Origin of the sequence: Vibrio sp. McD22-P3, from assembly GCF_021568915.1 — a bacterium.
Classification (GTDB): Bacteria; Pseudomonadota; Gammaproteobacteria; order Enterobacterales; family Vibrionaceae; genus Vibrio; species Vibrio mediterranei.
In genome coordinates this window covers 83,116-107,216 of record NZ_JAKGTN010000018.1, presented here as the reverse complement: position 1 = coordinate 107,216, position 24,101 = coordinate 83,116, and the positions used below count along the sequence as shown (strand labels likewise).

General features: G+C 44.7%; 23 protein-coding genes. 4 read left to right on the top strand and 19 right to left on the bottom strand.

Going from position 1 to position 24,101, the window contains the following annotated elements:
- Positions 1-76 precede the first annotated feature (76 nt).
- A complete protein-coding gene (gene trmA / locus L2W36_RS20130) occupies positions 77-1,186 on the top strand; it encodes a tRNA (uridine(54)-C5)-methyltransferase TrmA (RefSeq protein WP_006075524.1) in 1,110 nt (369 codons plus the stop codon).
- 71 nt (positions 1,187-1,257) lie between these two features.
- Here the strand turns inward: trmA and L2W36_RS20125 are convergent, their stop codons facing one another.
- Both L2W36_RS20125 and fabR read right to left on the bottom strand, forming a co-directional pair.
- Positions 1,258-1,629: a YijD family membrane protein gene (locus L2W36_RS20125; protein ID WP_006075523.1), complete on the bottom strand. Its 372-nt coding sequence runs from the start codon at positions 1,627-1,629 to the stop codon at positions 1,258-1,260.
- Positions 1,629-2,270 (bottom strand): HTH-type transcriptional repressor FabR, encoded by a 642-nt coding sequence (fabR, locus tag L2W36_RS20120; RefSeq protein WP_006075522.1) that lies wholly within the window; start codon positions 2,268-2,270, stop codon positions 1,629-1,631. Before fabR ends, L2W36_RS20125 begins: the two co-directional genes overlap by 1 nt.
- Positions 2,271-2,665: 395 nt before the next feature.
- On the opposite strand from fabR, the gene sthA reads away from it, so the two are divergent.
- Positions 2,666-4,066, top strand: a complete 1,401-nt coding sequence (gene sthA, locus L2W36_RS20115) for a Si-specific NAD(P)(+) transhydrogenase (protein WP_038228742.1) — start codon at positions 2,666-2,668, stop codon at positions 4,064-4,066.
- 44 nt (positions 4,067-4,110) lie between these two features.
- Here sthA and dinF read toward each other — a convergent pair whose 3' ends face one another.
- The 3 genes from dinF to L2W36_RS20100 form a co-directional block, all read right to left on the bottom strand.
- Entirely contained in the window at positions 4,111-5,457 is a 1,347-nt protein-coding gene (dinF, locus tag L2W36_RS20110; protein WP_236111308.1) for an MATE family efflux transporter DinF, read from the bottom strand.
- Positions 5,458-5,551: 94 nt separating this feature from the next.
- On the bottom strand, positions 5,552-6,364 hold the full coding sequence (locus L2W36_RS20105; protein WP_038228738.1) for a class I SAM-dependent methyltransferase: 813 nt from the start codon (positions 6,362-6,364) through the stop codon (positions 5,552-5,554).
- 752 nt (positions 6,365-7,116) lie between these two features.
- Positions 7,117-7,734 (bottom strand): c-type cytochrome, encoded by a 618-nt coding sequence (locus tag L2W36_RS20100; RefSeq protein WP_031493056.1) that lies wholly within the window; start codon positions 7,732-7,734, stop codon positions 7,117-7,119.
- 195 nt (positions 7,735-7,929) lie between these two features.
- Between L2W36_RS20100 and yihA the strand changes: the two genes are divergently transcribed.
- Positions 7,930-8,589 carry a ribosome biogenesis GTP-binding protein YihA/YsxC gene (gene yihA, locus L2W36_RS20095; protein WP_031493055.1) on the top strand — a complete coding sequence of 220 codons (660 nt, stop codon included), beginning with the start codon at positions 7,930-7,932 and terminating at the stop codon, positions 8,587-8,589.
- A gap of 401 nt (positions 8,590-8,990) precedes the next feature.
- Here yihA and L2W36_RS27540 read toward each other — a convergent pair whose 3' ends face one another.
- The 4 genes from L2W36_RS27540 to hemB form a co-directional block, all read right to left on the bottom strand.
- Positions 8,991-9,038, bottom strand: coding sequence for a hypothetical protein (locus L2W36_RS27540; RefSeq protein WP_438356636.1), 48 nt, complete (start codon positions 9,036-9,038; stop codon positions 8,991-8,993).
- 193 nt (positions 9,039-9,231) lie between these two features.
- Positions 9,232-12,030, bottom strand: a complete 2,799-nt coding sequence (gene polA, locus L2W36_RS20090; RefSeq protein ID WP_236111306.1) for a DNA polymerase I — start codon at positions 12,028-12,030, stop codon at positions 9,232-9,234.
- 651 nt (positions 12,031-12,681) lie between these two features.
- A complete protein-coding gene (locus tag L2W36_RS20085) occupies positions 12,682-13,110 on the bottom strand; it encodes a GNAT family N-acetyltransferase (RefSeq protein ID WP_236111304.1) in 429 nt (142 codons plus the stop codon).
- A 91-nt stretch (positions 13,111-13,201) separates the two neighbouring features.
- A complete protein-coding gene (gene hemB / locus L2W36_RS20080) occupies positions 13,202-14,239 on the bottom strand; it encodes a porphobilinogen synthase (protein ID WP_006072195.1) in 1,038 nt (345 codons plus the stop codon).
- Positions 14,240-14,381: 142 nt separating this feature from the next.
- Here hemB and L2W36_RS20075 point away from each other — a divergent pair, with 142 nt between their 5' ends.
- Positions 14,382-15,143: a TatD family hydrolase gene (locus L2W36_RS20075; protein WP_236111302.1), complete on the top strand. Its 762-nt coding sequence runs from the start codon at positions 14,382-14,384 to the stop codon at positions 15,141-15,143.
- Between the two features lie 160 nt (positions 15,144-15,303).
- On the opposite strand, the gene tatC is transcribed toward L2W36_RS20075, so the two are convergent.
- The 10 genes from tatC to fliH all read right to left on the bottom strand — a co-directional run bounded on the left by tatC (position 15,304) and on the right by fliH (position 24,100).
- Positions 15,304-16,059, bottom strand: coding sequence for a twin-arginine translocase subunit TatC (gene tatC / locus L2W36_RS20070; RefSeq protein ID WP_006072191.1), 756 nt, complete (start codon positions 16,057-16,059; stop codon positions 15,304-15,306).
- Between the two features lie 82 nt (positions 16,060-16,141).
- Complete coding sequence (tatB, locus tag L2W36_RS20065; RefSeq protein WP_236111297.1) at positions 16,142-16,543, bottom strand: Sec-independent protein translocase protein TatB; 402 nt, start codon at positions 16,541-16,543, stop codon at positions 16,142-16,144.
- Between the two features lie 3 nt (positions 16,544-16,546).
- On the bottom strand, positions 16,547-16,801 hold the full coding sequence (tatA, locus tag L2W36_RS20060) for a Sec-independent protein translocase subunit TatA (protein WP_006072188.1): 255 nt from the start codon (positions 16,799-16,801) through the stop codon (positions 16,547-16,549).
- A 54-nt stretch (positions 16,802-16,855) separates the two neighbouring features.
- Positions 16,856-18,490, bottom strand: a complete 1,635-nt coding sequence (ubiB, locus tag L2W36_RS20055; RefSeq protein WP_236111295.1) for a ubiquinone biosynthesis regulatory protein kinase UbiB — start codon at positions 18,488-18,490, stop codon at positions 16,856-16,858.
- The gene (locus L2W36_RS20050) at positions 18,487-19,131 is read right to left on the bottom strand and encodes a ubiquinone biosynthesis accessory factor UbiJ (RefSeq protein ID WP_006072185.1); all 645 of its coding nucleotides are present in this window, start codon (positions 19,129-19,131) and stop codon (positions 18,487-18,489) included. The genes ubiB and L2W36_RS20050 overlap by 4 nt, the downstream gene beginning before the upstream one ends.
- Before the next feature lie 10 nt (positions 19,132-19,141).
- Positions 19,142-19,924: a bifunctional demethylmenaquinone methyltransferase/2-methoxy-6-polyprenyl-1,4-benzoquinol methylase UbiE gene (gene ubiE / locus L2W36_RS20045; RefSeq protein WP_006072183.1), complete on the bottom strand. Its 783-nt coding sequence runs from the start codon at positions 19,922-19,924 to the stop codon at positions 19,142-19,144.
- Positions 19,925-19,969: 45 nt separating this feature from the next.
- Positions 19,970-21,379: a DNA recombination protein RmuC gene (gene rmuC / locus L2W36_RS20040; RefSeq protein WP_006072182.1), complete on the bottom strand. Its 1,410-nt coding sequence runs from the start codon at positions 21,377-21,379 to the stop codon at positions 19,970-19,972.
- 172 nt (positions 21,380-21,551) lie between these two features.
- Complete coding sequence (gene fliJ, locus L2W36_RS20035; RefSeq protein WP_124940499.1) at positions 21,552-21,983, bottom strand: flagellar export protein FliJ; 432 nt, start codon at positions 21,981-21,983, stop codon at positions 21,552-21,554.
- Positions 21,984-22,011: 28 nt separating this feature from the next.
- Positions 22,012-23,358 (bottom strand): flagellar protein export ATPase FliI, encoded by a 1,347-nt coding sequence (gene fliI / locus L2W36_RS20030; RefSeq protein ID WP_124940498.1) that lies wholly within the window; start codon positions 23,356-23,358, stop codon positions 22,012-22,014.
- The gene (gene fliH / locus L2W36_RS20025; RefSeq protein WP_006072177.1) at positions 23,351-24,100 is read right to left on the bottom strand and encodes a flagellar assembly protein FliH; all 750 of its coding nucleotides are present in this window, start codon (positions 24,098-24,100) and stop codon (positions 23,351-23,353) included. Before fliH ends, fliI begins: the two co-directional genes overlap by 8 nt.
- Position 24,101 lies beyond the last annotated feature (1 nt).

The following is a 24,101-nucleotide window of genomic DNA, read 5'->3' as shown; positions in this document are numbered from 1 at the left end:
AAACTGGACAACGACGGGAGATTGAATAAAATCTGCCCTCCTTTTAAAAACTCATTACCGACGATAGGCAACCACAATGGCAAATCTCGACTTCACACCAGAAGGCTACCAAATTCAGCTCGAAGAAAAATCTCAACGATTGATCGATATGATGGCGCCTTATTCTGCTCCTGAACTCGAAGTATTTACTTCTCCAGAGAAGCACTATCGCATGCGTGCAGAATTCCGCGTTTGGCATGAAGGAGAGGACATGTATTACATCATGTTCAATCAAGAAACTCGTGAAAAGTATCGCGTTGACCAATTTCCAGCAGCAAGCCGCCTCATCAACGATTTGATGCCATTGCTTATGGATGCAATGAAAGGTAATGACGTTCTGCGCAAGAAACTATTCCAAGTAGACTTTCTCTCTACACTCAGTGGTGAAATTCTGGTTTCGTTGCTGTATCACCGTCAATTAGATGATGCTTGGAAAGCAGAAGCAAAAGCCCTTAAGCAACGCCTTAATGATGAGGGGTTCAAACTCAACCTCATTGGCCGTGCTCGTAAAATGAAAATCGTCTTAGACCAAGACTATGTGCTAGAAACCTTGCATGTAAATGGTCAGCCATACCACTACCAACAAGTAGAGAATAGCTTCACTCAGCCAAATGGTCCCGTGGCTCAGAAAATGCTGGAATGGGCGGTGGACTGTACCCAAGAAAGCAAAGGTGACTTGTTGGAGCTTTACTGCGGTAATGGCAACTTTTCACTTGCATTGGCGCAAAACTTTGAACGCGTTCTCGCGACAGAGTTAGCCAAGCCTTCCGTTGACTCGGCACAATTCAATATCGCTGAAAACAAGATTGATAATGTACAAATTATTCGTATGTCTGCTGAAGAATTCACTGAAGCGATGGAAGGAAAGCGTGAATTCCGCCGTCTACAGCAACAGAATGTCGATTTGAAAAGCTATAACTGCAACACGATTTTTGTCGACCCACCGCGCGCAGGTATGGATATTGATACATGTAAAATGGTGCAAGGTTACCAACGTATTCTGTATATTTCGTGCAACCCAGAAACACTGAAAGACAATTTGGATGTATTGAGTGAAACTCACACTATTACTCGATTTGCGCTATTCGATCAGTTCCCGTTTACTCATCACATCGAAGCCGGTGTGTTGTTAGAACGTAAAGCGTAATCCGCCACAGCGTAAACAAAAAAACGAGCCCAAGCGGCTCGTTTTTTATTCGCGGACATTAATAATGCCTATTAGGCTTCTTTCATAATGTAGCCAAGTTTCTTACCAATCCAGAACAGTAGAACCAATACAACGATGATCGCGAAGAAGTTAGAGCCGGCATCTGGATACTGGGCCTTAGTGAAAGCCGAATGACCAAATGCGCCAACAAAAAACGCAGCCAAACCTACCATCGGGAAGTCTTCTGGAATTGGGTTCTTTAGGTACTCTTGATATAGAGCTTGAACAGATAGAACAAGAGCTATCAGAGGAAAAATAGAGAATGCAACTTCGCTAACAGTTAGCCAAGACAACATTGCATTACCACACATACCAGCAATCAGCGCTAGCACTAGAGTTTTCTTACCGCTATTACGGCTTTCGGAGGATACTTCATTGGACATTAGTTCAACCCTTCTTTTTGACGGTTTCTTTCACGTTCTTTGCGATACCAGTGTGCGCCTTTGGCAACTATCCTAAGTTGGACAATTAACCTTTCTGCCAGTTCATATCTTTCTTTCTTATTAAGATCGAGTGCTTCAGCACCAGAACTGAATACCAAGATAACCGAAGCTTCAGCTTGAGCGATCGCTTCATCACGGTCCATGCCCGTGCTCACAAGGTATTCGGTTAATTCTGCTGAAAAATGCTGGATCTCACGAGCGACTGCGGCTCGAAAGTCAAATGATGTACCCGAACGCTCTCGCAACAATAAGCGAAAAACGTTAGGACTACTTTCAATGAACTCCATAAAGGTTTCAACCGAAGTACGAATCACACTGCCTTCTTTGACAATACGTTGGCGCGCTTGTCGCATCAATTGTCTCAGCAACAAGCCTCCTTCATCTACCATGGTGAGTCCCAATTCATCCATGTCTTTGAAGTGACGATAAAAGGACGTTGGTGCAATACCAGCCTCTCGTGCCACTTCGCGTAAACTCAAATTTGAAAAGCTGCGATCAGCACTTAACTGGCTAAAAGCAGCATCGATCAATGAACGACGCGTTTTCTCTTTTTGTTGTGCACGGATACCCATTGATTTCATGTTTTACCTAGGTTTACTTGTTGACTACCATTCATACGGTAATTGAGGGAGTGCTGGTAATATAGCGCGAATAGCCTGTTTGTATAAGCCTATGCAAAAGGATTTTTAATAAAACACTTTGTAAGTCTCACTTCACTTTGCAACTCAACATATTCTATAAAATTGGCAGCATACAAAGGCTAAACCACATAAGGTATGGCAACTTAAGACAAATCTCGTGATCTTTCACACCCTATCACGGCAACTTGGTTTACCAAGGTTAATAATCCGTTAGAATCTCGCTAACAAGAATTTAAGCAATGTTAACGCCGCAATGCCTGCTGTTGTGCCTAAATAGGCAAGCCTAACTGGAGGTCTTTTGCGTGATGCAGTTAGGTACAACGAGGATATACACTATGAGTCGCTCCAAACATTTTGATGCCATCGTGATAGGAAGTGGACCCGGTGGTGAAGGTGCTGCTATGGGACTGACTAAAGCAGGACTGAACGTTGCCATCATAGAAAAAGAAAGCAGCGTTGGTGGTGGATGTACTCACTGGGGCACTATCCCATCAAAGGCACTCAGACATGCGGTCAGCCGTATTATCGAGTTCAACAGCAACCCACTGTTCTGTGGCAATAACACCAGCCTCCACTCTACCTTCTCTAATATTCTTGGTCATGCCAAAACCGTGATAGATAAGCAAACTCGACTGCGCCAAGGGTTCTATGACCGAAATGAGTGTACGTTACTGTTTGGCACGGCTCGCTTCGTCGATTCAAATACTCTGGAAGTCACGAAAACTGACGGCACCGTCGATACCTACACGGCCGATAAATTTGTTATCGCGACAGGCTCTAGACCTTATCGCCCAGACGATGTTGACTTTACCCATCCTCGAATCTACGACAGCGACTCTATATTGTCACTAGAACATGACCCAAGGCACATCATTATTTACGGTGCGGGGGTTATTGGTTGTGAATACGCCTCGATCTTCCGTGGCTTAGATGTCAAAACAGACCTTATCAATACTCGCGAGCGTCTGCTGGCATTTTTAGATAATGAAATGTCTGACTCACTGTCGTACCACTTCTGGAACAGCGGCATGATGATTCGTAATGATGAAACCTACGCCAAAATAGAAGGGACCGAAGACGGCGTCATCATTCATCTGAACTCAGGGAAGAAAATGCGCGCTGACTGCTTACTGTATGCAAATGGCCGAACGGGTAATACTGACGCGTTGAACTTATCTGCAGTGGGTCTAAGTGCTGATTCTCGTGGACAACTGAAAGTCGATAGTAACTATCAAACCGATGTTGACCACGTGTATGCCGTGGGTGATGTAATTGGTTACCCTAGTTTGGCTAGTGCAGCTTATGACCAAGGCCGTTTCGTCGCCCAAGCCATCACGCAAGGTGAAGCAGACGGTAAATTGATTGAAGACATTCCAACAGGTATCTACACCATTCCAGAAATCAGTTCAGTCGGTAAAACAGAGCAAGAACTTACCGAAGCAAAAGTCCCTTACGAAGTAGGGCGTTCATCGTTTAAACATCTTGCTCGAGCTCAGATTGCTGGCAAAGACGTAGGAAGCTTGAAGATTTTGTTCCATCGCGAAACCAAAGAAATCTTAGGTATCCACTGTTTCGGTGAGCGTGCTGCAGAAATCATCCACATCGGCCAAGCGATAATGGAGCAAAAAGGCGAAGCAAATACCATCGAGTACTTTGTTAACACGACCTTTAACTATCCAACCATGGCTGAAGCCTACCGCGTAGCGGCGCTTAATGGTTTGAATCGCTTATTCTAGTGTTTAACGAAAGTAAAAAAAAGGCGGCTTGATAGCCGCCTTTTTTATGCTTCGAGGAAGGTTTTGCTGCGCCATTGATGCAAAAAGATCATGGCTAACCCAAAGCCTCTCATTCCCATAAAACTCAGCATGGCTAACCAAAGTGCATGATTACCCATTCCACTTGTTATGTGGAAAATGGCAAAGAAGCTACAGGTCGCAACAAACATGCTGTTTCTCATATCTCGACCTTTAGTGGCTCCAATAAAGATGCCATCAAACAAGAAACACCACATCGACACCAAAGGCATAGCAATCAACCAAGGTAAGAACACCATCGCTTGTTGTTGGACATCGGGAATACTGGTAATTAAACCAATCAAATTACTGCCCCACGCCATAAAGACCACCGTCAGACCACTACAAATAATCAAACTCCAGAAGAAGGTAGCAAGCAGCGACTCGGTTAGCGCCGTTCGACTCTTTGCACCGATCGCCTTACCGACCATGGCTTCCATCGCATAAGCAAAACCATCCATGCCATAAGAGATGATCATTAAAAAGCTCATCAACACAGCGTTAGCAGCCACAATGTCATCACCAAAAGCCGCACCTTGGAAGGTCATAAAGCTAAACGTCGCTTGTAGGCAAAGAGAGCGTAAGAAAATATCTCGGTTCAGTTTTACAAAACGACCAATATCACTTGCGACACCGGACAGCAATGAGCGTATAGCAGGCAACTGACGATGACTCCAAGTGCGCCATACGCACCAAAGTCCGAAAGCACAACCCGAGTAATCGGCGATCACAGATGCTAACGCCGCCCCTTCGACTTTCCAGCCCAAGCCGATGACAAATAGAACATCAAGCACAATATTGACTACATTGGTGATGATTACCATCCACATCGGTGCTTTGGCATTTTGTGTACCCAGTAACCAACCCAGTAGTACAAAGTTGAGTAGTGACGCAGGCGCACTCCAAGCACGGATCGAAAAATACTGGTGACCATAGTATTTCACATCCTCACTAGCACTACTCAATGAGAAGACAAGGTCGGCGATGACGCTGTGCAGCAATAAAAATACCAACGCAAAGCCCAACGCCATCAGTGTTCCCTGCAAAAATACTAAGGCGAGCTGCCGATTATCCTGAGCACCAAAAGATTGAGCTGTCAGCCCAGTTGTCGACATTCGAAGAAAGCCGAGTAACCAAAAGGTCACACTGATCATCGTGCTACCGAGTGCCACACCACCGAGATACCAAGAATGCTCTAAATGACCAATAACTGCGGCATCCACTAACCCCAGAAGCGGCACGGTAATATTCGAAAGCACCATGGGAATGGCTAATAGCAAGACACGGCGATGAAGTTCAATATTAGACAGAATAGAGAAATATTGTCGAAACACACTGACCCCAAAACAACACCACCATAGAAACTATGGTGGTGGTTAAAAAATAGTTGGGGCTATAGTAGCGTTAGTTGACCCTAGGTTCCTACTCCTACCATTCAACATTGATCACGTTCGGTGTTAATCGATGCTTATAAAGTGGCAGCTTGGCGATAATACGTTGCCACTTAGACCAGCGCTGACAATGTTGGTCGATGGGTGAAAGGAGTGACACTTTATGAATCCACGGCAACCAATTCAGCAATTTCTGAGTTGGGCGGCGCAGACCATGTTGATAACGCTCGCCTCCCATCCTTTTACCCAACCGCGAGGTCGTCAAATCACCGGCCAACACCACACACGCCTGAGCATGTTGAAAATAGCAACCGATCGATTGGATAAAGTGTGCAATGCGGTTTTCTCTTCTTTCAAGTAGTGCTTGCTCACAAACCACTAGTACAGGTCTGTCATTTGGAACCGATAAAGATTGTAGCCAGCTCATATCATCAATAGATCCGCACCTTAATTGATAACGTTCACTTTTATGGAACAATCGTTGTCGCCAAACAAGGTGTTCATTGGTATCTACTTCAACCCAATGACAACGACCATTATCAAGGCGATAAAATCGGGTATCGAGCCGAGCTCCAACGTTGATAACCCAGCCATCAGGGTTGGTTTCGAGAAAGCGCTTTACTTGAAGATCACAAATTTGTGTCAGAGTGGCATGGAGAAGCTGACTTTGATCTACATTACCGGTGAGACAATCGGGAGCGAGATGACAACGACGGCAAGCATGAGCTGCAATAGGGTCATAAATAATGCCATCATCTAATAGGCTTTCGCGACTTCGAAACCAAAGAGGTCGAAGCAACTTAGTTGGCACATCAAAATGCTCTGACTCACGACTCGTTTGATTTTTCATTTCCCACCCTCCGAAAGAGTGCAAATGATAATCGATATCAATTAACTTCACAAGACAAATGATAACTAATGTCATTTATCTTGTGAGCAAACGTAAAAAAAGCGACAGGAAGACCTGTCGCTTTCTATCGCCATACGGCGAAACTGTTAGCATCTTTTGATGCTTCACAAATATCCGTTTGTTATTTGTGCTTCCACTGCTAATTCTTGTTTGTCATCATCCTGATGCGTTTTCGCGTTCCCTAGCAAAGCCATTTGCGCGAGTTCTTCCTAAACCCTGTCCGTTTAAGTTCTCATCCTGAGAAAAGTTGACCATCCTTATCCGCCTGTACTCCTAGTACAAGCCAATCCGTTGTGTTTCTTCTAACCTTCCTAGTTAGACATCCTTGAAAACCATCTTGGTCTGAAATCCCTGTGCCTACTTCCTGTCGACAAGGAACAATTTACCCGAGCGAGGATTGAAAACAACCTGCAGAGCGCTTTTTTCATGTTGCCTTTACAGAAGAATGAACAAAAATCATTAATTTCAAACACTTAAATTTAGTTACTGGCAGTTTAGTGACAGCAAGTATGGCAAATATCTCACAACCTCATCAGCCAAGTAGAACAATGAGAGCAACACGCTTAACGAGCAACTCGTGAGATAAGTCACCAAAAACAACAATGCCCCTTCATTCGAAGGGGCATTGTTCGCTCGGTTTGGCGTAAAGAAACTATTGTTGGGCTGCTAAGTTGTTGCAACGTTGAATTGGATTAGTGTAGACCGCCTACATACTTAGATAGGGTGTCGATATCATCATCATTCAGCTTCTTAGCGATATCACGCATCATAGCGTTCATATCGTTAGCACGGTCACCACTGCGGAATTTCTCTAACTGAGCTTTAACATATTCAGCGTGTTGACCAGAAATTTTAGGAAAACCAGAAAGTTCTGTACCGTTACCACGAGGGCCGTGACAAGCAATACAAGCCGTAATACCACGTTCTGCATCACCAGCCATGTAAAGTACTTTACCTTGGTCAACGACATTCTCAGGGGTACTGTTTGGTGCTAGAGGCATTGAAGAGTAATACGCAGCAAGATCCGCCATATCTTGCTCAGATAGCGGCATTGCCATACCACTCATCACAGGATCGTAACGACCTTGTTTACCACTACTCGTCATACCGAGTTTCAGATCTTTTAGTTGTTTTTCAATATATTTGGCGTGTTGACCAGCAATGCTAGGGTACATGGTTAACTGACTGTTACCATCAGCTCCGTGACACGCAACACAGGTTTGGGATTTTGCTTTACCAGCTTCAATATCGCCTTGGGCCCATACTGAGCAGCTGACTACAAGACTCAAGATTAGCGCTAATTTTTTCATGACATTCCATTATAATTATCAAGCTTCCAGTACCACTACACGCCTCGCGAAACCCAACAGAATGGTGCCAAAAGGACAAAGTGAGGTAACACGGGCAATTAATACCGTTCATGGTACAATGTGTGGCCATATGCCGAGCACGGTTATTTTACACAATTTCACAAAAAAGTAATCAATCGACTACACAAAGTCGAGATGGAGTTAACAGTGAGCGTAAAAATTCATTATCAAAACACGCATTTCATAACAAGTGCACCTGATATTCGTCACTTGCCAGAAGATGAAGGAATCGAAATCGCGTTTGCAGGACGCTCCAATGCAGGTAAATCGAGTTCACTAAACCGTCTAACGAACCAAAGAGCTCTGGCTAAAACCAGTAAAACTCCAGGCCGTACTCAACTTATTAACTTATTTAAGGTTGATGAAGGTTGTCATATCGTTGACTTACCAGGATACGGCTTTGCTCAAGTACCCCTAGAAATGAAAAAGAAATGGCAAAAGTCACTGGGTGAGTACTTACAGAAGCGCAAATGTTTAAAAGGTCTTGTGGTCCTAATGGACATCAGACACCCAATGAAAGATCTCGACCAACAGCTAATTCAATGGGCAGTAGAATCTCATATTCCAGTACAAGTGCTTCTGACTAAAGCAGACAAACTAAAGAGCGGTGCTCGTAAAGCGCAAGTGCTTAAAATTCGTGAAGCTGCACTGGCCTTTGGTGGCGATGTTCAAGTAGATGCGTTCTCTTCTTTGAAAGGAATTGGTGTCGACCAACTGCGCAGCAAACTTGATACTTGGTTTGCTCCAGCATTTGAAATGTTAGAAGACGATATCAACGACGATATCGAAGAGTAAGCCTTCAGAAACAAAACGCCCCGCCATCCTGGCAGGGCAATGGGAGAGAGAAGATTTAGTTATTGTTTGCAAAAAGAATCTATCAAGTCCGTTGATAATTCAATTGCCTACCACGCAAAATGTGAGCTAGTCTTCTCTACCACCCCAAATCCCTCTCGTAACAAAACTCATCCTAATCTTTATTTTTCATATAGTTACACCTGAATGACAAACCTCTAAAGATGGCTTAGTTCTATGTGTAAATTATCAATACTGTGAAGGTCGTTAAATTACAAATTGGATGGTAAATGGGCGTCAAAACAGAAGAAAAATGACAAGGCGTTTAAGAGATGATGCGGTAGAGAAATTTTCTTTGCCACAAGAAAAAACGCCCCAGTCAAATACTGACTGGGGCGGCTGAATCAGCCTAATCCAATAACGTGAAACAAAAGGTCTGAAAGATAGAACATCTTACCTCTGTACCCTACGCGTTCTAATGTACAACAACTGATCAGAAAATGAAACCGTTTTTGTAGTTTTTTTTCATGAAAGTTTTGTTAATAGACATAACTGTTTTAGATATAAAAACTTTTTTAATGACAAAAAAAAGCCAGCGACTGTGCGCTGGCTCATGTTAATTTGCTCAAATTGCTCAAAAATTGTCTAGTGAGCCTGATCCCAGTTGTCACCGTGACCAGCTTCCGCAACCAATGGAACATCAAGCTCTGCTGCTGATTCCATCAATTTTTGTATTTTACTTTCAATTTCGCTCAAAGATGACGATTCCACTTCAAATACCAGTTCATCGTGTACTTGCATAAGAAGCTTAACCTTACCCTCACCTTCCGCTTGCACCCACTCATCAACGAGTAACATCGCTTTCTTGATGATATCTGCAGCAGTACCTTGCATAGGCGCGTTGATCGCCGCTCGCTCCGCTGCTTTACGACGCATACCATTACGCGATTTAATTTCTGGTAGATGTAAGCGACGACCAAAGATGGTTTCCACGTAACCTTTTTCAGCAGCCAACGAGCGCGTGTCTTCCATGTACTGCATCACACCTGGATAACGCTCAAAATAGGTATCCATATATTGTTGTGCTTCACCACGAGGAATACCCAACTGCTTAGATAAGCCAAATGCACTCATGCCATAGATAAGACCAAAGTTAATCGCTTTTGCACGGCGACGTTGTTCACTGGTCACCTGATCAATATCGACACCAATGATCTCTGCCGCGGTTGCCGCGTGAATATCTTTGCCATTTTTGAACGCATCCAATAACGCTTTGTCACCAGACAGATGAGCCATGATTCGTAGTTCAATTTGAGAATAGTCGACTGCAAGAATCTTCCATCCATGCGGTGCAATAAACGCTTGTCGAATACGGCGTCCTTCTTCATTACGAATTGGAATATTCTGCAAGTTTGGATCAGTCGACGACAAACGGCCAGTCGCCGTTACGGCTTGGTGGTATGACGTATGAACACGGCCAGTCTCTGGATTGATCATCTTAGGAAGCTTGTCAGTATAAGTCGACTTCAGTTTAGCCAACCCACGATATTCCAAAATCAGCTTTGGTAATGGATAGTCTAGCGCTAGCTCTTGTAGCACTTCTTCATTAGTAGAAGGCGCACCGGATGGTGTTTTCTTGACTACAGGTAAGCCCATCTTCTCAAAGAAAATGGTTTGAAGCTGTTTTGGCGAGCTTAAGTTGAACTCTTGTCCGGCAATTTCAAACGCCTTTTGCTCCAGCTCATCCAGTCTTGCTGCAATTTCCTGAGACTGCGCGCCTAACAACATATCGTCAATCAGTACCCCCGTACGTTCAATACGAGACAGAACTGGCACCAGCGGTACTTCAATATCTTGGTAGATACGATTCAGCGCTTCATTCTTCTCAAGCTCTGCATTCAAACGCTGATGGAGTCGGAAGGTCACGTCAGCATCTTCAGCAGCATAAGGCGATGCTTGCTCAAGATCGATCTGGTTAAAAGTGAGCTGCGCTTTACCTTTACCTGCAATTTGTTCGAAAGAGATACAGCTATGTTGCAAGAAACGCAGAGCAAGGCTATCCATATCATGCTTGCCCCCAACACTGTTGTAGACATAAGACGCTAGCATAGTGTCAAATTTGATGCCTTTAAGCTCAATATCGTAACGAGCTAATACGCTGGCATCGTATTTTAGGTTTTGCCCAACCTTAGCAATAGCATCATCTTCTAATAGCGGCTTCAACTGCTCTAAAACCCACTGACGATCAAGCTGCTCAGGCGCGCCAATATAGTCGTGAGCTACAGGGACATATGCCGCCACCCCTTCTTCAATCGCAAATGACAGACCAACAAGATTCGCCACCATATAATCTAGGCTGTCGGTTTCAGTATCAAAAGCGATAACAGGAGCAGATTTCAGTTTCTCTAACCAGCTGTTAAAACCCTCTTCAGTCAGGATGGTTTCATAGGCACTACGATCAATGGTGACTTGTGACGTGTCCATCTCAGATTGTTCGTCACTTTGAGATGCACTGGTGGTTTTTCTTGCTGCGCTCTCCACTGCTTCAACTTCACCAGTACCACCTTCAAGTAGCTCATTTAACCATGACTTAAAGGTAAGCTGACCGTACAATTTTGTCAGTTCATCCACGTTCGGTTGCTGCTTTAGAAGAGACTCTGGCGTGCAGTCTAATTCGACATCAAGCTTAATCGTCGCTAACTCATAAGACAAAACTGCATTATCTTTATGCTCTGTAAGTTTCTTAGCCATGGTTTTAGAACCACGGAAACCAAGCGGTGCGATATCATCTAAGCGTTCATAAAGATCTTTGATCCCACCAATGCCTTGAAGCAATGCCGTCGCGGTTTTATCGCCGACACCAGGGACACCTGGAATGTTATCCACTTTATCGCCCATTAGAGCGAGATAATCGATGATAAGCTCTGGAGGAATACCAAACTTCTCTACCACACCTTCTCGATCCATCACTACGTTGGTCATGGTATTGATCAACGTAACATTATCATCCACAAGCTGAGCCATATCTTTATCACCCGTGCTAATAAGCACAGGCATACCTGCTTGCGATGCTTGATGCGCCAGCGTACCGATAACGTCATCCGCTTCCACGCCAGGTACACAGATCAATGGCAGACCCATTGCTTTAATCACATTATGCAGAGGCTCAATCTGACATCTCAAATCATCAGGCATTGGAGGACGGTTTGCCTTGTATTCCGGATACATATCATCACGGAAAGTTTTACCTTTCGCATCAAACACCACCGCAATTCGCTCAGAAGCAAATTGACGCATCATGCTTCTCAGCATGTTCACTACACCGTAAACCGCATTGGTTGGTATTTCACCATTGCTCATCGTTTCTGGGTAGGCGTGGAAAGCTCGGTAAAGATAGGAAGATCCATCAATGAGAATCAGTGGGTTGTCTGGTATATGAGCCATGTCTAATTATCCAAGATTGCAGGTTATAAGCTATAAGAATGCCACGTCTCATGGCACTATGCCACGACCTTTCACTGGCTATATACACAGCTTAAGAATAATATTGGCGATTATGGCATCACCTTCTGTGGATAAGTCTGTTTATATAGTTGTTTTAAATCGACGTGGATAACTAGAAAAGAACAAAAACTTTATAATAAGCCTTTGTTTTATATGTAAATATATTCAGATCTACATGTATAACTATGATCCTTTCAGGATCAAGCCATGTGGAAAACCTTCTTTTACAGAAAGCAATCGTTGCAGAATTATGTTCTATTTATAACCGCTCAAATAATGCTCAATCACTAGGCAGAAAAAAAGCGACATCAAGGATGTCGCCTAGCAAAAATAGGAGGAGGTTATCTCATTATCTGAGTACATCTAACCGACCAAAAAGCTATAAATACACTGGAAGCAATGTGAGCAATGTCGTGTCAAAAAGAACCAAGCTTGATTGAAATCTGGTCACTAGTGCGACTGAAGTAATCAGAACCTTTTTCCTTAGGACGAGTTAATAGTAATCATTCTCATTTAAATCGTCAACAACTAATTGAGAATTTTTCTCATTAAATTTTTATTACCATCACCAATATTCCATTTATTTATATTTTACAGATACTTAATGAACTTAATTCTGGTTTCAATCACTAACTGCTTCGGCTCACAATCATAGATAAAGTATCCATTTTTTATCAGCAGCCTTAACATGGATGGAAACTGATTACGCGATTTAACCGTAATGTGTTGGTAACCTTGTTGCTTCGCCCAGCGTTCTTGGTACTCCATCAGAACTTGAGCAACACCCTGTTTTCTTGCCACAGGAGAGACTCCGCCGAACCAGCTATAAAAATTAGCTTCATCAATCTGATAGCCAATTTTAAAGCCCAGCAAGACTCCCGCTTTTTCTGCTACTAATATCAGGTGCTTGTGGCCATTCAAGCGTGCTTGCAGGCTTTCGATGGTTTCTTTGTGAGCAAATTCCTCGATAAGTTCAACGATACTCACCACCTCGTCAAGCGTTCCTTCACGAACCAACATATCATTCACTCCTAACTGTTATTGGCAAAACCAAAAAAGCCGGTTTATACAACCGGCTTTCACACTCAAGAATGTCGCTAATCTAAGCTAACTATTTCAAGAAGGTCTTTGCTTGACCATTTTCTTCAGCTAACCACTCCGCGACATCTTTAGCAAAGTAAGTAAGAATACCATCTGCGCCAGCACGCTTGAAGCAAAGCAAAGACTCTAAGACTGTCTCACGCTCTTTCAACCAGCCATTTTGAATCGCAGCTTTGTGCATCGCATATTCACCGGACACTTGATAAGCAAAAGTCGGCACTTGTAGCTCACTTCGTACACGACGCACCACATCCAAATAAGGCATACCTGGCTTCACCATTACCATATCTGCGCCTTCATTGATGTCCATTGCTACTTCATGCAAGGCTTCATCACTGTTAGCTGGATCCATTTGGTAGTTTTTCTTATTCCCGCCCTTCAAGTTCGAAGCGGAACCAACGGCATCTCGGAATGGACCGTAGTAATTTGACGCGTATTTTGCAGAGTAAGCCATGATCTGCGTGTGAATATAGCCAGCTTCTTCAAGCGCTTCACGAATTCGACCAATACGCCCATCCATCATGTCTGATGGGGCAACCACGTCCGCACCAGCTTCTGCATGAGATAACGCCTGTTTGACTAGTACTTCTGTCGTCTCATCATTTTGCACATAGCCGTCTTCATCGATGATGCCATCTTGACCATGCGTGGTAAACGGGTCGAGCGCCACATCGGTAATCACACCCATTTGGGGTACATTCTGTTTTAGTAGGCGCACTGCACGTTGCACCAAACCCTCTGGGTTGTGAGCCTCAGCTGCACAAAGACTTTTCGCGTCTTGGGTGACGACTGGGAAAAGAGCAATGGCAGGAACGCCAAGCTGAGCCAAATATTCCGCTTCTTCCAGCATCAAGTCTATAGATAGACGCTCAATACCCGGCATAGAATCTACCGTCTCTCTGCGGTTTTTCCCCATAAGAATAAACATTGGATAGATCAAATCATCCACCGACACTTTATTCTCCGCCATCAAACGTCGGCTGAAATCATGCTTGCGCATACGGCGCATACGTCGTGCTGGGAATTGACCTTGAATCGATACAGACACCTTTCTCTCCTTGTCTGGACAAATGCGAAAACCAAGCATATCACTCTTGTTTCATCATGCTAGTAGTAAAATTGGAAAATGCTAAATCAGAAACGATATACTCAACCTATTATTTGATCAGTGAAACTACAATGACGCGACTATGATAGATACACACGCTCACATCTACGCTACAGAATTTGATAACGATCGCGACGAAGTCGTACAACGAGCTCGCGCTGCGGGCATCGAACATATCCTGTTACCCAACATCGATTTAGAGTCTATTGAGCCCATGCTGGCCACCGAAGCCGCCTACCCAGAGGTGTGTCGCTCAATGATGGGACTTCACCCTTGCTACGTGGATGGCGACGTCGAGCAGACCTTAAAAACCATTTACTCTTGGTTTGATAAGCACAACTTTATCGCCGTTGGTGAAATAGGCATAGATCTATATTGGGACAAGACCTATAAAGCGGAACAAGAACGCGCTTTTATTACCCAGCTAAACTGGGCGAAAGAGCTCGACTTGCCAGTTGTTGTTCATACCCGAGATTCAATTGAAGAAACCCTAGCTCTGCTAAAAAGTGAGCAAGATGGCAACCTTTCTGGCGTATTCCATTGTTTTGGCGGTAACTTGGATGAAGCCAAAGCCATTAATGACCTAGGCTTTCATCTTGGTCTTGGTGGCGTATCAACGTTCAAAAACTCCGGCATGGACAAAGTGATTCCAGAATTGAACTTAGATTGGGTGATTCTTGAGACAGATTGTCCTTACCTAGCGCCCGTCCCACATCGTGGTAAGCGAAATGAACCGGCTTACACTGAGTTAGTCTTAAAGCGTATCGCAGACGTTCGAACTATGAGTGAGCAGCAGATCTTGGACATCACTACACAAAATGCTAAATCACTATTTAAATTATAAATTGTTGTTTATTCATATCAAACCGTGACATTTCCTCTCCTTTGAGATGGCACAATTGCATATCAAGAACATAAAGTTCGTGACTGTACAATATATCAACGATTCAACAATAAAAAAATAGCGGCCAAAGTAGCCGCTATTTTTTATTGTTTTTGGATGCTTATGCGTCTTCTGCTTCAGACTCTTCCTCGTCATCTTTGCGAGTATAAAATCTTGCAAAGAACAACCCGACTTCAAACAGCAAACACATAGGTATGGCGAGCAAGGTTTGAGAAATCATATCTGGTGGCGTCAGCATCATACCGACAACAAACGCACCAACAATAATGTATGGTCGCTTCTGCTTGAGGCTGTCTACCGACGTCGCACCTGTCCAACACAATAAGATAATCGCGACAGGCACTTCAAAGGCAATACCAAACGCCAAGAAGAGTGCAAGTACAAAGTCGAGATAGCTCGAAATGTCCGTCGCAAATTCTACCCCTCCTAAGGAAATGGCAGTAAAGAAGCCAAACACTAGTGGGAATACAACAAAATACGCAAATGCCACACCACAGTAAAACAGCAGCGAGCTTGAGAACATCAATGGCATCACCAGCCGTCTTTCATGCTTATACAAACCAGGGGCAACAAACGCCCATACTTGATAAAGGATGAAAGGAACCGCAATAAAGATGGACGCAATGAGCGTCAATTTCAGTGGCGTAAAAAATGGCGAAGCAACGTCAGTTGCTATCATCGTTGCACCTTCAGGTAGTCGCTCTACCAAAGGCTTAGAAACGAAATCGTATATATCGCCGGAGAAATAAACCAAAGCCAGAAAAACCACTAACACAGCCGTAATCGCGCGTAGTAGTCGATTTCTTAGCTCAAGCAGGTGACTGATCAAAGGCTGTGTCTGTTCGACGCTAGACATGAAAACCTCGAATAAAATAAAAGTGCTAAGAGAAGGTTTATCTCATTGGCACTTTCGGAATGAAAACGATAAGGGCTGAAGCTCAGCCCTTATTAAGATCTTTTTCTGGAGACTCATTCTCAACAGGCTTTGCCACTTCAGCAGCTGGTGCTTCTGCACTGGCTTCCGATGTCGACACTTTTGGTTTGTCACTCGCATAAGGACGAGTCACCTCTTGCGCGGCCTGTTTCAGTTCCTCCACCGAACTTTTCAGTTCAGGAGAGAGGTCTTCCATGCCCATTTTCTCAGCTTTTTTCAGGTTCTCTTGAAGCTCTTGCACCTTGAGTTCGTGTGAAAGCTCATCTTTGACATTATTTGCCATAGCCTTCGCAGAGCTGATAAAACGAGAAACACTTCGGATTGCAGTTGGTAGACGTTCTGGTCCTAGAACGACTAGACCAACTACTGAAATGAGTACCAGTTCCCAAAAACCGATATCAAACACGAATTATGCCTGCTCTTTATCTTTCTTCGCTTCTGTCGATGCGTCTGCTGTTTGCTTTTGCTCGATGTTCTTTGGCTCAAAATCAGCGTCTTTCGTGTCTGATTTCGCCGTTGTGTTGTCATCTTCACTCATGGCTTTCTTAAAGCCTTTTACCGCACCACCAAGATCGCCACCGATACCGCGTAATTTCTTAGTACCAAATAGCAAAACAACGATCACGGCAATAATAAGAAGTTGCCAAATACTAATACCACCCATTCTTTCTACCTCGGGTCTTGATTAACAAATAAAAAATTAATACGAGTTTATCGCTTAACGTCTGTAAGTACGCCAACTTAACAGCCAAAATGTGATACCAACAGCGCCTGACAATGCAGATAACTGCTGATATGGCCCTCCCAGTAATATGGCAGAGCATACGATTAAAGTTGCACCAACGCCAAACAAAAATTTACCTGTACCTTGTTGCCGTTTTGTTTCACGGTATCCTTGATACAGCATGTCAATGCGTTGATTCATAGCCTTACCTTGTTTAAGGCTATCGTACAGCAACTCTGGTAGTTCCGGTAACTTTTCTGCCCAAAACGGAGCGCGTTCTTTAATTCCGTTTATAACAGCTTGCGGCCCTACTTGGTTCGCCATCCATTTTTCTAAAAATGGTTTCGCCGTCTCCCATAAGTCTAGCTGCGGATAGAGCTGTCTGCCTAACCCCTCGACATAGAGCAAGGTCTTTTGCAGCAAGACAAGCTGGGGCTGTACTTCCATATTGAACCGGCGCGCGGTATTAAATAGATTCAGTAACACATGGCCGAAAGAGATTTCACACAAAGGTTTGGCAAAAATTGGCTCACACACCATGCGAATAGCAAACTCAAATTCATCGACGTTAGTATCGGTTGGCACCCAACCAGAGTCGACATGCAGCTCAGCCACCTTACGATAGTCACGGTTAAAGAAAGCAAGGAAGTTTTCCGCCAGATAACGTTTATCTTCGCTATTTAACGTGCCAACAATGCCGCAATCTAAGCCAATCCAAAGCGGATTCTCTGGGTGCTCATAGCTAACAAACACATTGCCTGGATGCATATCGGCATGGAAAAAACTGTCACGAAACACCTGAGTAAAGAATACGCTCACACCACGTTCCGCTAACAGCTTCATATTAGTGCCATTCGCTTCAAGTGTCGGAATATCAGACACTTGAATACCGTAGATTCGCTCAGAGACCATTAAGCTTTCGCTACTAAAGTCCGGCATAACCTCAGGAACATAAAGCTCTTCACTGCCTTCGAAGTTGCGACGCAATTGAATTGCATTGGCCGCTTCACGTCTTAAATCAAGCTCATCCAATAAGGTTTTTTCGTATTCGCGCACCACTTCAACAGGTTTTAACCTGCGAGCGTCAGGTAGAGCTTTCGACACTATCCTAGCCATGCGATACATCAGCTTAAGATCTGCATCAATGACAGGGCGAATATCTGGACGAATCACCTTCAAGACAACTTCTTGCCCAGAGTCTTTCAGCTTAGCAGTGTGAACCTGAGCAATTGAGGCCGATGCCAAAGGCTCAATATCAAAATCATCAAACCATTGTTCAATAGGGCCACCGAGAGCCAGTTCCATTTGCGACTTAGCTAAGTGTCCATCAAATGGCGACACTTGGTCTTGAAGTAGCGCAAGTTGATCAGCAATATGCGGAGGGAATAGATCCCGACGCGTTGACATCATTTGACCAAACTTAATCCATACTGGACCCAACTCTTGCAGTGCCAACCTAAGCCTTTCACCAAGCGGCTTGTCTGGATGTTTATTCTTCATCCAGAACAAAGATTTGCGCGCTAGCAACGGTGCTTTGGTGAGCTGATGCGTGGGCATCAACTCATCTAAGCCGTACTCAAGCTGAACCTTTATGATTCGATAAAGACGTTTGATTTCACTTGGAGTCATGCGCGCTCCGCCGATGCATCATTAGAATCATCGCTTGATGTCGCTTCAATTAAACGCTCCAAACGCACACTCAGTCTATCTGCTTGGCTACGCACTTCATCAACGTCGTCACAAAATGCCGCTACCGCTAACGGTGGCGGAGCAATTTTCCACTCTTCCGTTAATACTTGACCAAAGTGGTCTTGGTGCTTTGCAGCTTGTGATGCGAAGAAGGAAAAGAGCCCTTTTGCTCCTTGAACCGCAGTATGTGCCACCACATCACCAGTTACACGGGATAACCACTCTTCTAGATCTGGTTTGCAATCGGTTAGCAGAGCAGAGAACTTCTGAGCCAGCTGAATGTCACCTTCCAATTGCAACTTATCCTGTTTGATAAGCTTGGTGATATTCGCCTGCTCTTTTAGTTCAGGAAGTACCGAAAGGTTTAAAGATAAATAACAGTCCGGCTCACCCTCGTAATTGGAAAGAACATCCAACTGATGACTAAACACAAAAGTGAGTGACTTATTAAACTCACGCAAATGAACTTGAATAATCTGACCTTTAAGACGTGCAACGCGCTTAACCAACGCATCGTCATCTTTGATTAAGGTATTGAGCGTGGTTTCCACCACCGCGGTGACTAATGGGTCAAAGGGCATAGCTCAGTCCTTAGAATTTGTATCCACGGTGCAGCGCAACAATACCACCCGTTAGGTTGAAGTATTTGGTCTGCTCAAAGCCAGCGTCTTTCATCATGCCTTCCAGAGTCTCTTGATCTGGATGCATTCGAATAGATTCAGCAAGATAACGATAACTTTCTGCATCGTTCGCTACCAATTCGCCCATTTTCGGCAACAGATGGAAAGAATACGCATCGTAAACTTTAGATAGAGGCTCAAGGATAGGTTTTGAAAACTCAAGTACCAGTAAGCGACCACCCGGCTTCAATACGCGATACATAGAACGCAGCGCCTTGTCTTTATCGGTCACGTTACGTAGACAGAAACTGATAGTAATACAGTCAAAGTAATTATCTGGGAATGGCAGCTCTTCAGCATTAGCCTGAACGTAATGAACGTTACCGACAATACCAGTATCACGCAATTTGTCGCGCCCCACATTCAACATGGAGTTGTTGATGTCAGCGAGAATCACATGACCTTTGTCACCAACGATACGAGAAAACTTAGCCGTCAGGTCACCAGTACCACCACCAAGGTCGAGGATACGTTGACCCGGTCTTGCACCACTGCAATCAATAGTAAAGCGCTTCCATAAGCGGTGAACACCACCAGACATCAAATCGTTCATGATGTCGTATTTTGCTGCTACCGAGTGAAATACCTCAGCAACTTTTGTCACTTTTTCTTCTTTCGCGACTGTTGTGAAACCAAAGTGTGTGGTTTCGTCTTGTTGATTAAGCTGATTTGATTGCACGTTACTATCCGTCATTATTCTTCCTCTTAGGCGGCGCAACATCACCTACGCCGCAGACGGTCAGTTTACTTTATCCATGTCTGGTTGTCTTTCCACCAACGCATCATTTTGTGCAATTTCTGTCAGAGAAGGAGAAATGGAGCGTTTCACTTCCACACCGAGTTGCTTAAAACTCTCCGCTTGACGGATCGCATTGCCCCTTCCGGTGGCCAATTTGTTCATTGCACCTTGATAACTTTGGTTCGCTTTATCGAGTGCGCCGCCCAGCCCTTCCATATCATCAACAAACAAACGCAACTTGTCGTAAAGTTTGCTCGCCTTGTCAGCAATCACCTGTGCATTCTGATTCTGGCGGTCGTTGCGCCAAAGGTTATCAATAGTACGCAGCGCCACCAGCAAGGTCGTCGGGCTGACCAAGATGATGTTGCTCTCCATCGCCTCTTTCACCAAACTCGGATCGGCTTGAATCGCCACTTGGAATGCAGGCTCTACCGGGATAAACATCAAGACGTAATCGAGCGAACGGATACCTTTTAGTTGATGGTAATCTTTTTGCGACAATCCTCGAATATGATTACGTAGCGCAATCAGATGATCACTCAATGCACGATCGCGTTCGGCGTCTGTCTCAGCATTAAAGTAGCGCTCATAGGCCACCAGCACCATTTTCGAGTCGATAACCACTTGCTTCTCTTGGGGAAGATGAACAATCACATCTGGCTGATATCGTTTACCCGCTTCATTTTGCAGGCTGACTTGGGTTTGATACTCGTGACCTTCACGCAGCCCTGATTCAGCCAGCACGCGCGCAAGAACCACCTCACCCCAGTTACCTTGCTGTTTATTATCACCTTTTAGCGCTTGGGTGAGGTTCATCGCCTCTTTAGTCATCTGATCGTTAAGACGTTGTAGGTTCTTTAGTTCATGAACCAAGGTATGGCGTTCTTTGGCTTCCTGGCTGAAACTATCATTAACTTGCTTTTTAAACCCTTCCAACTGCTCTTTGAGTGGCGACAGGATGCCCTCTAAACTTTGTCGGTTTTGTGCGTCAACCTTAGCCGTTTTGGCTTCAAACACTTGGTTGGCTAGACGCTCAAACTGCTCTTTTAAGCGCAATTCAGATTGCTGTAGAAGCTCAAGCTTTTCTTGGTCAGAGCGCTGTTGCTGCTGATAGGTCGCTAACTGTTCACGCAGCTCGGCTTCAGACTGAGCCCGCTGCTGCTTCACATATTCAAGGTCAGTCGCATACTGCTGACGTTCTTGCTTCACCGCTTCAAAGTAACGCAACTTTTCCATTGCAGCCATGACTTTGCCATGCGCTTGCTTAAGCTCAAACGCCGATTTATCTCGTTCGTCATCCAGTTCGTCAAGCTCTTGCTTTGCGTCTTGAAGGTCGTGGCGTAAGCGTTCAATTTCTTGCTCTAAAGCGGTCTTTTCTAACTGCGCTTTTTGCTCAAACATCTGCTCCATCTGACGTGACTTAAAGTGCAGAATTGCAGCGGCGGAAAATCCGAGACAAGTTGAAATAGAAGTGATTGAAAGTAGGAGGGTTTGGTTATCAATTATCCATTGCATTGTATACGTGCCATCAGCCTAGGTTCTATAGCTAATGGTAATTTATACTGGATAAATGTCCAGATATTTACAAGGCACGCCGCTTGATACGTGAGTTGATGATATCTTCGATAAGCTTCTGTTCACGCTTTGCTTTTTCGTAGTTTTGTTTTTTACTCCAACGATCCAGCACTTGCTCTAGTCCGTGTACTCTTGCCGCTTTTTGTTGCAGCTGTTTCTGAACCGAATGACACTGTGCTTCCATCACCGCTTGCTCATGCTTTTGATGATTCAGCATTTTTTGCAGCATTTGGTCGACAAGGTTAAGGTTCATCAACCCCATGCTATTGGTTTGATTTGAGCCACTGTGATTTAGTGTTTTCAGTTCAGACAATGCTAGTAGCTGCTTAGCCAAATGCTCATTTTGGTGGCGCATGGATTCCAAACGCGCACCAATCTGATCACGTCGTAATTCCTCTACTTGGGTTATTTTACCGACTGCACGAATTTTACTGTCCATAGTTTTTGGTTAGCGTTTGGCTTCCTGCTTAATTAGGGTTTTGAAATAGCTGCGCCAACTCCGTTAACGATGTCTGAAAATCCACCGCATCATTGGCCGCTTGCAATAGATAGTTTTTGAGTTGAGGGTGCACCGCCACCGATTGGTCGAGTTCAGGGTCTTGGCCTGGCTGATAACCGCCTAAAGGAAGCAGCTCTTTCACTTGCAAATAGTTGGAATAAAGCTGACGAAATTGATTGGCTAGCGTACTGTGCGCTTCAGGAGTACATCCTGACATACAACGGCTGATCGACGCATTAATATCAATCGCGGGATAGTGTCCTTGCTCCGCCAATGAGCGAGAGAGTACCACATGCCCATCTAGAATTGCGCGGGCAGAATCCACCACAGGATCTTGTTGGTCATCCCCTTCGGCTAAAACCGTGTAAATGGCAGTCAAACTGCCATCGGGATGCTCACTGTTACCGGCACGCTCCAACAGCTGAGGCAAGACACTGAAAACCGAAGGTGGATATCCTCTTGATGCCGGAGGTTCACCTAATGCTAACGCAATTTCACGCTGCGCCATGGCATAGCGAGTTAAAGAATCCATAAGCAACAACACATCGTTGCCTTTATCCCGAAAATACTCGGCAACTCGATGACAAAGTAATGTGGCTCGTAAGCGCATTAATGGTGACTCATCCGCAGGAGCCGCAATAATAATGGCTTTCTTACGCGCTTCTGGCGTCAAATTACGTTCGATAAACTCACGCACCTCACGGCCACGCTCACCAATCAAGCCAACAACAATGACATCAGCTTCGGTGTTTTGAGTAATCATCCCCATCAACACACTTTTACCCACACCGCTACCTGCCATTAAACCAATGCGCTGACCCTTGCCGACAGTGAGTAAACCGTTGATCGCACGAACACCAACATCCAGTGGCGTATCAACGGGACGACGTTTTAATGGGTTTATTGGTTTCGGCTCTAAAGAGACACGATCGCCCCCTTTTAGCACCGCGCCATCATCCAATGCTTCACCAAGTCCATTCACCACACGCCCTAACCAATGGCTGCCCAAATTAACCGAGCTATCACCATCAAGCGGTATGACTTTGGCACCGGCAAATAATCCCCCCAACTGACGAACGGGCATGAGGTAGGCAATATTATGGTCAAAGCCCACCACTTGCGCTTCAATCATATCGCCTTCATCTGTCTCAACCAGACAACGTTGCTCAAGCTTAAATCGACACCCAACCGCTTGCAGCATTAAACCGTTTACCTTTACTAATCGACCTGTGACTCGCGCAACAGGTACTAGGTTAAGCGACGCAATCGCATCGTTTAGGCGGTCATGAAGTAGAGGGGAGGAAGCACTAGTCATCGTTACTCGCTAAATCAATAGGTGTCACTTCATCCAATAAGTGCTCTTTTACTGCATCCATACACGACTCCAATCGAGAGTCGCAACTGGCATCAGCTTCAGCATCTTCTGTCACCAAATGACAGCCACCAACGGGCAGTTCTGGTTTGGCAACTAACTTCCAACCGTCAGCTAACTCAGGGTTAATCTGGGTAATACGCTCTAGGTCTTGTGGGTTTAGGTGTACGGTGACCTTTTCAGTTTTACCCGGCATGGCCTCCAGTGTCTCATCGACTAATGCCAGAATTTGCTGAGGCATCAGCGTCAACTCAGCACGAATGACTTGCTGCGCCACTTTTTGCACCAACTCACAGATGATATGGCGTTGTTGCTGTTCTTTTTCTTCCTGCCAGCGAGACAGTGACACATAGATATCATTAACAGGTTTAACGGCATCAAGGAACGCTTGCTTGCCCGACTGTTCACCCGAGACAAAACCTTTTTGAAAGCCCTCTTTTTGACCTTCCAATAAACCCTGTTGCTTACCTTGTTCAATACCTTGGTTTAACCCTTCTCGATGACCACGCTCTAGCCCTTGTTGAAAGCCTTCTTCAAGGCGTTCCTGTACGTCGATTTGTGTCGGTGCGTCATCCCAACTGAGTTCAGCGGTAAACTCATCCACTGCCGAAGGTTGTGCCAATGGCGGGAAGCGGTGTTGTCTATAACCACTAGGTGGCAAGGTAAAAATCGCTTTTTCCTTCATG